We start from the raw sequence: 11,673 nt of genomic DNA, 5'->3' as shown, positions 1-11,673 counted from the left end.
TCCGCATCATGTGCGCCTGCAGCAAATTATTGCAATATGAAATGAATAGGCACCATTTGAAATTACGAAAAAATATGCGAAACTAGAGCCAACGTACTAAATTGCTGCCACACCTACAGGAGACAAAGCATGTCAGCTCAGCCCGACCCTCAGGCCGGTTTCGGCATCGGTTCCGATACCGACCAGCAAGAAACCCGTGAATGGATGGACGCGCTGTCCGCCGTGATCGACAAGGAGGGCCCAGAGCGCGCCCACTTCCTGTTGGAACAACTTCTTGAACACGCCCGCCAGAGCAGCATCGACCTGCCGTTTTCTGCCAACACGGGTTACGTCAACACCATCGAGCCGGAAAAAGAGGCGCACTGCCCTGGCAACATCGCCATCGAAAAGCGCCTGCGCGCCTACATGCGCTGGAACGCCATGGCCATGGTGGTGCGTGCCAACCGCCTGAACCCTGCCGACGGCGGCGACCTGGGCGGTCACATTGGGTCGTTTGCTTCGGTGGCCAGCATGTTCGGTGCGGGCTTCAACCACTTCTGGCATGCCGCCAGCGAAGACCACGGCGGTGACCTGCTGTACATCCAGGGCCACAGCGCCCCCGGCATCTATGCGCGCGCCTATCTCGAGGGCCGCCTGAGCGAAGAGCAGCTCGACAGCTTCCGCCAGGAAGTGGACGGCAAGGGCCTGTCCAGCTACCCGCACCCCAAGCTGATGCCCGAGTTCTGGCAGTTCCCTACGGTGTCCATGGGCCTGGGGCCATTGATGGCCATCTATCAGGCCCGCTTCCTCAAGTACCTGCACGCCCGTGGCATTGCCAACACCGAAAACCGCAAGGTGTGGGTGTTCTGCGGTGACGGTGAAATGGACGAACCCGAATCCCTGGGCGCCATCGGCCTGGCCGCGCGCGAAAACCTCGACAACCTGGTCTTTGTGATCAACTGCAACCTGCAGCGCCTGGACGGCCCGGTGCGGGGCAACGGCAAGATCGTGCAAGAACTCGAAGGCGAGTTCCGCGGCGCGGGCTGGAACGTGATCAAGCTGCTGTGGGGCAATGGCTGGGATGCCTTGCTGGCCCGCGACAAGACCGGCAAGCTCAAGCAGCTGATGATGGAAACGCTGGACGGCGACTACCAGGCCATGAAGGCCAACGACGGCGCCTTCGTGCGCAAGAACTTCTTCGGCAAGTACCCCGAGACGCTCAAGCTCGTCGAGCACATGACCGACGAAGAGGTTTTCGAGCTGCGCCGTGGCGGCCACGAGCCCGCCAAGGTGTATGCCGCCTTCCACGCTGCCAATGAGCACAAGAACCAGCCCACCGTGCTGCTGGTCAAGACCGTCAAGGGTTATGGTATGGGCAAGGCCGGTGAAGGCAAGAACACCGTGCACCAGACCAAGAAGCTGTCGGACGACGACATCAAGTACATCCGCGACCGCTTCAACATCCCGATCCCGGACAGCCAGCTGGCTGACATTCCGTACTACAAACCGGCCGATGACACCCCGGAGATGCAGTACCTGCACGAGCGCCGCAAGGCCCTGGGTGGCTACCTCCCCAAGCGTCGTCCCAAGGCGGACGAGCACTTCACCGTGCCCGCCATCGAGACCTTCAAGGCCATCCTGGAGCCCACGGCCGAAGGCCGTGAAATCTCCACCACCCAGGCCTACGTGCGCTTTATCACGCAGCTGCTGCGCGACCAGGCCCTGGGGCCGCGTGTGGTGCCCATCCTGGTGGATGAGGCCCGCACCTTCGGCATGGAAGGCCTGTTCCGCCAGATCGGCATCTACAACCCCAAGGGCCAGCTGTACACCCCCGTCGATCGCGACCAGGTGATGTACTACAAGGAAGACAAGGCTGGCCAGATCCTGCAGGAAGGCATCAACGAAGCCGGCGGCATGGCCAGCTGGATTGCTGCCGCCACCAGCTACAGCACCAACAACCGCATCATGGTGCCGTTCTACGTGTACTACTCGATGTTCGGCTTCCAGCGCATTGGCGACCTGGCCTGGGCTGCAGGTGACATGCAGGCCCGTGGCTTCTTGCTGGGCGGCACCTCGGGCCGTACCACGCTCAACGGTGAAGGCCTGCAGCACGAAGATGGTCACAGCCACATCCTGGCCAACACCATCCCCAACTGCGTGAGCTACGACCCCACCTTTGCCCACGAAGTGGCGGTGATCATGCACCGTGGTCTCAAGCGCATGGTCGAGCAGCAGGAAAACGTCTTCTACTACATCACGCTGCTCAACGAGAACTACCCGATGCCGGGCCTCGTGGAAGGCACGGAAGAGCAGATCATCAAGGGCATGTACCTGTGCAAGCCCGGCGCCGAGGGTGACAAGCGCGTGCAACTGCTGGGTTCGGGCACCATCCTGCGCGAGTCGCTGGCCGCCCAAACCCTGCTGGCCGCCGACTGGGGCGTGCAGGCCGATGTGTGGAGCTGCCCGAGCTTCAACGAACTCACCCGCGAAGGCCAGGACGTGGACCGCTGGAACCTGCTGCACCCGCTGGAAACCCCGCGTGTGCCGTTCGTGGCGCAGCAACTGGGCAGCAGCACGGGCCCCGTGGTCGCATCCACGGACTACATGAAGGCCTATGCTGAGCAGATCCGTCCGTTTGTGCAGAGCTCGGCCAAGGGTGGCCGCAACTACAAGGTGCTGGGCACCGACGGTTTTGGCCGCAGCGACTTCCGCAGCAAGCTGCGCGAGCACTTCGAGGTGAACCGCCACTACATCGTCGTGGCCGCCCTCAAGGCGCTGAGCGAAGACGGCGTGCTGCCCGCCACCAAGGTGGCCGAGGCGATCGCCAAGTACGGCATCAATGCTGACAAGATCAACCCGCTCTACGCATAAAACGAACGGAGACAGAACAATGGCATTGGTCAACATTCAAGTCCCGGACATCGGGGACTTCGACGAAGTGGGCGTGATCGAGTTGCTGGTCAAGGTGGGTGACACCGTGAAGGCCGAGCAGTCGCTCATCACGGTCGAATCGGACAAGGCATCGATGGAGATCCCATCCAGCCACGCAGGCGTGGTCAAGGAACTCAAGATTGCGTTGGGCGACAAGGTCAAGCAAGGTTCGGTGATTGCGGTGGTGGAGTCCGCTGACGCGGGCGCTGCGGCAGCTCCGGCGGCTGCACCGGCTCCTGCCGCAGCTGCTTCCGCGCCCGCCCCCGTGGCGGCACCTGCGCCAGCTCCTGCTGCTGCAGCCCCAGCGGCCACAGGCCCGGTCGAAGTGCGCGTGCCCGACATCGGGGACTTCAAGGACGTGGCCGTCATCGAGATGCTGGTCAAGGTCGGCGATACCATCAAGGTCGAGCAGTCCCTGTTCACCGTCGAATCCGACAAGGCCTCCATGGAGATCCCGTCGCCCGCCGCTGGCGTGCTCAAGGAACTCAAGGTCAAGATTGGCGACACCGTCAACATTGGTGATCTGGTGGCTCTGCTTGAAGGTACGGCATCTGCTGCAGCGCCTGTAGCAGCACCGGTTGCGGCCGCTGCGCCGGCACCTGCCCCAGTGGCTGCGGCCGCTCCTGCGGTCGCAGCCGCAGCACCCGCCGCCTCGGTGCCTGTCCCTGCCCACCAGCCCGGCACCCCCACGGCAGGCCTGCCCCATGCATCGCCTTCGGTGCGCAAGTTCGCCCGCGAACTGGGCGTGCCCATCGACGAAGTCAAGGGCACCGGCCCCAAGGGCCGCATCACCCAGGACGACGTGGCCGCCTTCACCAAGCAGGTGATGGCGGGCGCGGTGCAGACCAAGGCCCAGGCCGCCAAGGCGCCCGCTGCGGCATCCGGCGGCTCCGGCGTCGGCCTGGACCTGCTGCCCTGGCCCAAGGTGGACTTCACCAAGTTCGGCCCGGTGGAGCGCAAGGACCTCTCGCGCATCAAGAAGATCAGCGGCGCCAACCTGCACCGCAACTGGGTCGTCATCCCGCACGTCACCAACCACGACGACGCGGACATCACCGACCTCGAAGCCTTCCGCGTGCAGTTCAACAAAGAGAACGAGAAGAGCGGCGTGAAGGTCACCATGCTCGCCTTCATGATCAAGGCTGCTGTGGCCGCGCTCAAGAAGTTCCCCGAGTTCAACAGCTCGCTCGACGGCGACCAGCTGGTGATGAAGAACTACTTCCACATCGGCTTTGCGGCCGACACGCCCAACGGTCTCGTTGTGCCGGTCATCCGCGACGCTGACAAGAAGGGCATCGTCCAGATCAGCCAAGAGATGGGCGACCTGGCCAAGAAGGCGCGCGACGGCAAGCTCGGCCCGGCCGACATGACCGGCGGCTGCTTCTCCATCAGCTCCCTGGGCGGCATTGGCGGGCGTTACTTCACGCCCATCATCAACGCTCCCGAAGTCGCCATCATGGGCGTGTGCAAGAGCAGCCTGGAGCCCAAGTGGGACGGCAAGCAGTTCGCACCGCGCCTGATGCTGCCGCTGTCGCTCAGCTGGGACCACCGCGTGATCGACGGCGCCGCTGCTGCGCGCTTCAACGTGTACTTTGCCTCGCTGCTGGCGGACTTCCGCCGCATCGTGATGTAACGAAAGGGCAAGACACACCATGGCAATCATCGACATCAAGGTGCCCGACATCGGCGACTTCGCCGAAGTGGCCATCATCGAAGTGCTGGTCAAACCCGGCGACACCATCAAGGCCGAGCAAAGCCTGATCACCGTGGAGTCCGACAAGGCCTCCATGGAGATCCCGTCCAGCCACGCTGGTGTGGTCAAGGAACTCAAGGTCAAGCTCGGCGACAAGATCGCCGAAGGCTCGGTGGTGCTGACGCTGGAAGTGCAGGGTGCAGGCGCAGCCGCTCCAGCGCCTGCCGCATCCTCAGCGCCTGCCGTTTCTGAGCAGAAATCGGCTGTAGCGCAGGTAAATAATGTGCCGGCAGCTATCAATCCAGTAGCATCCAGCTTTGCTGGCTCCGCTGATCTGGACTGCGACGTGCTCGTGCTCGGCGGCGGCCCCGGCGGCTACAGCGCCGCTTTCCGCGCGGCCGACCTAGGCCTCAAGGTCGTCATCGTCGAACGCTACGCCACCCTGGGCGGCGTGTGCTTGAACGTGGGCTGCATCCCATCCAAGGCGCTGCTGCACGTGGCAGCCGTCATGGACGAAGTCAGCCACATGGCCGACTTGGGCGTGGACTTTGGCGCCCCCGCCGTCAACATCGACAAGCTGCGCGGCCACAAGGAAAAGGTCATCGGCAAGCTCACCGGTGGCTTGGCCGCCATGGCCAAGATGCGCAAGGTGACCACCGTGCGTGGCTACGGTGCTTTTGTCGGCGCCAACCACCTCGAAGTGGAAGAAACCACCGGCACCGGCCAGGAGAAGACGGGCACCAAGAAGGTCATCGCCTTCAAGAAGGCTATCATCGCCGCCGGCAGCCAGGCCGTGCGCCTGCCCTTCATGCCCAACGACCCGCGCGTGGTCGATTCCACCGGCGCCCTGGCGCTCAAGGAAGTCCCCAAGCGCATGCTGATTCTGGGCGGCGGCATCATCGGCCTGGAAATGGGCACCGTCTACAGCACCCTGGGCGCACGCCTGGACGTGGTGGAAATGATGGATGGCCTGATGCAGGGCGCTGACCGCGACCTCGTCAAGATCTGGCAGAAGATGAATGCCAAGCGCTTCGACAACATCATGTTGAAGACGAAAACCGTCGGCGCCGAGGCCACACCCGAAGGCATCAAGGTCACGTTCGCGCCAGCGGAAGAGGGCGGCACCGCCCCCGAGCCACAGGTGTACGACCTGGTGCTGCAGGCCGTGGGCCGCACGCCCAATGGCAAGAAGATCGCTGCCGAAAAGGCAGGCGTGGCGGTGACGGACCGTGGCTTCATCAACGTCGACATCCAGATGCGCACCAACGTGCCGCACATCTTTGCCATCGGCGACATCGTGGGCCAGCCCATGTTGGCGCACAAGGCGGTGCACGAGGCACACGTGGCGGCTGAAGTCATCGCCGGTGAACTGCAGGGCAACAAGGAGCTGGCAGCCGCCGCCTTCAACGCCCGCGTGATTCCGAGCGTTGCCTACACCGACCCCGAAGTGGCCTGGGTGGGCCTGACGGAAGACCAGGCCAAGGCCCAAGGCATCAAGGTCAAGAAGGGCCTGTTCCCCTGGACGGCCTCCGGCCGCGCCATTGCCAACGGCCGCGACGAAGGCGTGACCAAGCTCCTGTTCGACGACTCGCCAGAGGCCCATGGTCACGGCAAGATCTTGGGCGGCGGCATGGTCGGCAAGCATGCGGGCGACATGATCGGCGAGATCGCGCTGGCCATCGAGATGGGCGCTGACGCCGTGGACATCGGCAAGACCATCCACCCGCACCCCACGCTGGGCGAAAGCATTGGCATGGCGGCGGAGATTGCCCACGGGTCTTGCACGGACGTGCCACCACAGAAGAAGTGATCTGACGATCCGAGCGAAGGCAGCAGTCGCAACCGCCTGAGCGCCGCCATGGCCGCCGCCAAAAGGTTCCCCCAAGCCCCCGCCCACCCGGAGCGGGTGTGCTGGGGGTGCGATCGTTACTGCCCAGCCAATGCCATGCGCTGCGGCAACGGCTCTGACCGCACCCAGCACCCTGCAGAGCTGTTTGGCGAGGACTGGGACCAATGGGGCCTGAGCGCCGAAGAGGCCGCCGCAGCGCCTCCCGAGCCACTCTCCTAAACGCCGCCACGTCCCCAATCTGGTGATGGATCGGCGCCTGGGGCGTGCGCCTGCTTCGCAGGTCTATGCCATCCGAGCGCTGACGGCACCTGTATCCAGATCGCTTGCGTCAAAGTACCCCGGCAAAAGTCGTGGAAAATAGAGGGTTTCCTGCCGCTGAGCCCCTTGGCAGAGCATTCGTCCAGCTTTCTAACCTTTTTGCTCCCCTGAGCCTGTCCATGCAAGACGTTCAAAACTCCAAGATCTCTGTCGAGAAGATCGGCGGCACTTCCATGACCGCCTTTGGCGATGTGCTGCGCCACATCGTGCTGCACGACCCCAAGCGCATTAACGGCCGGATCTACGTGGTGTCTGCCTATTCGGGCGTGACGAACCAGCTGCTGGAGCACAAGAAGACGGGCGAACGCGGCATCTATGCCCTGTTTGCCGAAGGCAAGGGTTACCAAGATGCCTTGACCCAACTGGCGGTCAGCCTCAAAAAGCTGAACGCCGGCTACGCTGACCTGCGGTTGCCGCTGGATGTGGCCGATGCCTTCATCGACCAGCGCATTGGCCAGGCGCGTGAATATCTGAACGCCATGCAGCACGTGCTGGCCAGCGGCTATCTCAGCCGCAAGGATGTGTTGCTCGCGGCGCGCGAAGTGTTGGCTTCGATTGGCGAGTCGCACAGCGCATTCAACTCGGTCGAAATCCTCAAGGCCAATGGCGTGAATGCCATGCTGATGGACCTGGCCGGTTTTGACGACAACGAAGCCTGGACGATTGACGAGCGCATTGCCAACAGCTTTAAAGGCATCGACCTGAGCGACAAGGTGGTGGTGGCCACCGGCTACACCAAGGGCACCGAAGGCATCATGCGCGAGTTTGACCGGGGCTACTCCGAAGTCACGTTCAGCAAGATCGCCGTGGAAGTGCGCCCCGCAGAGGCCGTGATCCACAAGGAATTCCACCTGTCGTCTGCCGACCCCAATCTCGTGGGCCTGGAAAACGCCATCGTCGTGGGCGCCACCAACTACGACGTGGCCGACCAGCTGGCCGATGTGGGCATGGAAGCCATCCACCCCAAGGCCGCCAAGCCCATGGAACTGGCGGGCATCCCGATCCGCCTGAAGAACACGTTTGAGCCCGACCACCCCGGTACGCTCATCACCAAGGATTTTGTGGGTGAGCGCGCGCGTGTGGAGATCGTGACCGGCACTGACAAGGTCACGCTGATCGAGATCCACGACCCCAGCATGGTGGGCACGGTGGGCTTTGATGCGGGCCTGATGAATGTGTTCTGCAAGCACGACGTGAGTTACATCCTCAAGGCCACCAACGCCAACTCCATCGCCCATCTGGTGTGGGACAACCAGGTCACACCCGAGCTGGTGGCCGAGCTGCAGGAGGACTACCAGGTCGTGACGATCAAGCCCAGCGCCATCGTGTGCACCATCGGCTCCAACATCGGCATCCCTGGTGTGCTGGCCAAGGCCGCACAGGCGCTGGCCGATGCGCGGGTCAACGTGAACTGCGTGTCGCAAACCCTGCGGCAGGTGAACATGCAGTTCGTGATCGAGCGTGAAGACTACAAGACGGCCATCAAGGCGCTGAACCTTGCGCTGTGCGTGAACTCAGGAACTCCGGTTCCACGCGTTTGAAGGAATAGCGGCAGGCATGCTTGCCGCTAAGCCTTTCCATAAGGAGCCCGCCATGCGCGGGCTTTTTATCGCCTGGATGTCTCCGTCAGGCGGTGCCGAGCAGCCTTTCGAACAGATCCGCTCCTCCCATCTGCCCGCCCTTGAGCATCAACTCGAGCCCTTGGCGCGACGGTTCTGAACTGTGTGCGCGGCTCAGCGTGACCCCTGGGCAGACCGTGGTCTTGTACGACAGCCCCCACAACTGCAGCGCCTGGACTGCGTGGCTTGACGTATCACCTCCGGCGATGCCGATGCGGCGCAGTGGCGCGCCGCGTTCTGCGCGGGCTTGCACCACGCGGGCGATCAGATCGGCGCTGGCCTGGGCAATGTCGGTGGACGAGGCCGCAGCGGCCAGCGGCGCGCCGTCCGTGGGGCCGGTGAAGGCCAGCACGTTCTGCCCGCTGTGCAGCCCCGCGCAGAGGTTGTCCTGCAGAGCCTGCGCGTAGGCCTTGTCGCTGCACAGCCGTTGGGCGTCCACTGCGATGCGGTGGTATGCGGTGGCGGCCTGCACCTGCGCGGCGGTCAGGGGGGACAAGCTGCCCGCCCAGGCCAACACCGGCCCGTCGGTGGGCGCCAGCGGTGCAGCGGCAGTGGACGCCGGCTTGCCCCAGTGGGCGACCAGCGCCTGGGCCACGGCGCTGGAGCCCACGGCCAGCAACCGGGCATGTTGGGACTGCTGCCACAGCAGGCGGCCCACGGTGGCCAACTGGCCGGGCGTGGTCAGGTCCAGCAAGGTGGGCGCCATGGCGTGGGACGCTGCTCCATGCGCCAGCAGGGCCAGCAGGGCGGCGTCCAGGACGTCGGTGTCGGTGTCGTTGGTGGCGTCGTACAGCGGGTAGTGCAGGGCGGTGATGCCATCGAGCCCTTGGCGCGCCAGATGGAGCCGGAGATCAGCCTCGCCCATGGGCGTGACCGGGTGCTGGCGCATGGTGGGGTGCCGGTCGATGCGGTGCACGGCGCCGCCCGTGCCCGCAGCAGCGAACAGGTTGCTGAACGCGCAGTAGCGCCCCAGGCTGGGCTGCCCGCCCACGATGGGCACCCAGCGGTTGCTCACAAACGGGTGCAGGGTGTGAATGCCGCAAGCGATGTTGCCGACATGCGGGGCGCTATCGAAGGTGGAGCACACCTTGTAGTGCAGCACCGGCGGTGCCAGCTTTTCAAAGAAGCGGCCGACAGCGGACATCTCGGCCCGCATGGCCTCTGGCGGCATGGCGCGCGCAGCGCCCGCAATGCCGATGGCGTCCAGCGGCCCGGCGGCTGCCAACGTTTCCGCGTTGGGTACGCCCATGAACAGCATGGACCGCAGGCCCGCCTGGGCCAGCACGGCCAGGGTGTCGGTGGCGCCGGTGAAATCGTCGCCGTACCAGCCGTACAGGGGGGCACTCGTCGTCATCGCTTATTTCTTGCCGAAGAATTCGATCGCACGGCGCAGCTCGGATGCGTGGGTGGCGCGCTGGGCCAGGGTCTCGCCCTTTTGCACTGCGTCCCAGGCCTGCTGCAGGCTGGCCACGCCCGCAGCGGGGCCGTCCGGGTGGGCCAGGATGCCGCCGCCGGACATGAACAGCAGGTCGTTGGACTGGATGCTGTCCCACGTGGCGGGCACCGTGCCGGCCCACTGGCCGTTGGAGAACGCGGGCAGCACGCGGTCGTCCAAGCCTTCACACAATGGCGCCAGCGTGTCGTGGGCCGACTCGATCACTTCTTCATCGGTCTGCGAAAACTTGCCTTGCAACCCATGCACGTGCATGTGGTCCACGCCCGCCAGGCGCCACAGCGTCTGCCAGGCGTTGAACGAGAAGCCCAGCAGCGGGTGGCGCGACAGTGCGCCGTAGCCGTTGCGGTGGCCGTGCAGCGCCAGCGGGGTGTGGCGGCGCAGGGTTTGCACCGCCGAGTAGCCGCACCAGTTCAGGCTGACCATCACACAGCTGCCACCTTCGGCCGCAATCAGGTCGGCGTGGCGGCGCATGGCGTCGGTCTCGTCGGTGATGTTGAAGGCCACCATCACCAGCTTGCCGGTATTGTCCTGGTGGGCGCGCACCCGGCGCATCACGGCCTTGACGCGGTCGGCCAGCGGCGCGTGAACGGGGTTGGCGCAGACCTCGTCGTCCTTGATGAAGTCCACCCCCGCAGCGCACAGGCGGCCTGCCAAGTCGCCGGTTTCTTCGGCGGACAAGCCCACGTTGGGCTTGATGATGGTGCCGATCAGCGGGCGGCCCTGCACGCCGGTCAGCGCGCGGGTGCCGGCGATGCCGTGGCGGGGCATGTCGAACTGGGCGCGGTAGGCGCTGGGCAGTTTCATCGACTCCAGGCGCAAGCCGGTGACTTCGCCCAGGTCGTACAGATTGCCCGACACCGTGGCGGCCAGCGTCGGCAGGTTGGGGCCGATGTTGTCGCACGGAAAGCTCACGCGCAGCCGGGCACGCTGCCAGGTTTGCGGCGTGTCGAACATGCCGCGCCGCTGCATCCAGCCGTTGGGCAGAGAGGGCGCGGGCGCCACGTCCAGCAGCTCGACAGACTCGACCGTGGCGCGGGCGCGTTCGCGCAGCGCGTCGGTCTCGCCCTCCACCCGGGTGAAGGTGCCACACGATTGTTCGCCCGCCAGCACCTCGGCCACGTGGGCCGGGTCCAGGGGGGTCTCGATCAGGTAGGTGGCTTCGAAGCGGTCTGGCGACATGGGTGGCTTTTGCTATGTTATTGATAGCTGCAGGTGCATATTGAATAGGCGCCTGAAGGCTATTTGGCTTGAAATCAGATCTTGGAGAGGTCTGGGAAGGGCCGCACCGGGTCTGTCGTGCCGTCCCAGGTTTCCGATTCCGCACGGATCAGGTCGAACATGCGCCCCTTGGGGCCGGCCACCTCCGACAGCTCGATCACCGTGCCCGGGTGGTACTCGGTGTCGAAGTAGACAAAGCGGCCCTTTTCGCCCACTTCGCCGCTCATCACCGTCTTGAAGCCCTGGGCCGTCAGGCGCGCCAGGTCGGCGTCGTAGTCGCTCGTCCAGTACGCCACGTGCTGCAGCCCGGTGCGCCCGGCCTGCAGAAAGTCGCGGTACATCGACGGCACGTCGTTGCGCGTCTGGATCAGTTCGACCTGCACATAGCCCGAGTTGGCCAGAGCCACCGAGTTGTGCGGCTCGTACGACTCGCCCTTGTAAACGTAGTTCTTGATCGGAACCTTGGGGTTGTAGAACCAGGGGCCCACGCCCAGGGTCTTGCTCCAGTAGTCCATGGCGGCTTCGATGTCGTGGACCACATAGCCAAGTTGGCGGATGGCGCCGAAATGACGGCTCATAAAAATTTCCTTTGGTGGTGATGCGTCAGGGC

At 64.5% G+C, this 11,673-nt stretch carries 8 protein-coding genes; 5 read left to right on the top strand and 3 right to left on the bottom strand.

Annotated features, from left to right (window positions below):
* Positions 1-129 precede the first annotated feature (129 nt).
* The 5 genes from aceE to C8C95_RS21450 all read left to right on the top strand — a co-directional run bounded on the left by aceE (position 130) and on the right by C8C95_RS21450 (position 8,311).
* Positions 130-2,850, top strand: a complete 2,721-nt coding sequence (gene aceE / locus C8C95_RS21470; RefSeq protein ID WP_116749933.1) for a pyruvate dehydrogenase (acetyl-transferring), homodimeric type — start codon at positions 130-132, stop codon at positions 2,848-2,850.
* A gap of 19 nt (positions 2,851-2,869) precedes the next feature.
* Complete coding sequence (gene aceF, locus C8C95_RS21465) at positions 2,870-4,543, top strand: dihydrolipoyllysine-residue acetyltransferase (protein ID WP_116749932.1); 1,674 nt, start codon at positions 2,870-2,872, stop codon at positions 4,541-4,543.
* A 19-nt stretch (positions 4,544-4,562) separates the two neighbouring features.
* Positions 4,563-6,413, top strand: coding sequence for a dihydrolipoyl dehydrogenase (gene lpdA / locus C8C95_RS21460; protein ID WP_116749931.1), 1,851 nt, complete (start codon positions 4,563-4,565; stop codon positions 6,411-6,413).
* 48 nt (positions 6,414-6,461) lie between these two features.
* Positions 6,462-6,671 (top strand): DUF3079 domain-containing protein, encoded by a 210-nt coding sequence (locus tag C8C95_RS21455; protein ID WP_116749930.1) that lies wholly within the window; start codon positions 6,462-6,464, stop codon positions 6,669-6,671.
* A gap of 218 nt (positions 6,672-6,889) precedes the next feature.
* Positions 6,890-8,311, top strand: coding sequence for an aspartate kinase (locus tag C8C95_RS21450; RefSeq protein ID WP_116749929.1), 1,422 nt, complete (start codon positions 6,890-6,892; stop codon positions 8,309-8,311).
* An 85-nt stretch (positions 8,312-8,396) separates the two neighbouring features.
* On the opposite strand, the gene C8C95_RS21445 is transcribed toward C8C95_RS21450, so the two are convergent.
* From C8C95_RS21445 to C8C95_RS21435, 3 genes are all read right to left on the bottom strand, one after another.
* Positions 8,397-9,743 carry a four-carbon acid sugar kinase family protein gene (locus C8C95_RS21445; RefSeq protein WP_116749928.1) on the bottom strand — a complete coding sequence of 449 codons (1,347 nt, stop codon included), beginning with the start codon at positions 9,741-9,743 and terminating at the stop codon, positions 8,397-8,399.
* Positions 9,744-9,746: 3 nt separating this feature from the next.
* Positions 9,747-11,024 carry a ribulose-bisphosphate carboxylase large subunit family protein gene (locus C8C95_RS21440; RefSeq protein ID WP_116749927.1) on the bottom strand — a complete coding sequence of 426 codons (1,278 nt, stop codon included), beginning with the start codon at positions 11,022-11,024 and terminating at the stop codon, positions 9,747-9,749.
* 74 nt (positions 11,025-11,098) lie between these two features.
* Entirely contained in the window at positions 11,099-11,641 is a 543-nt protein-coding gene (locus C8C95_RS21435; RefSeq protein ID WP_057271685.1) for a VOC family protein, read from the bottom strand.
* Positions 11,642-11,673: the final 32 nt, after the last annotated feature.

The sequence above is a fragment of the Acidovorax sp. 99 genome (assembly GCF_003096455.1).
Classification (GTDB): Bacteria; Pseudomonadota; Gammaproteobacteria; order Burkholderiales; family Burkholderiaceae_C; genus Acidovorax; species Acidovorax delafieldii.
The sequence above is the reverse complement of the archived record's forward strand: the minus strand, read 5'-3'. Positions and strand labels throughout refer to the sequence as shown.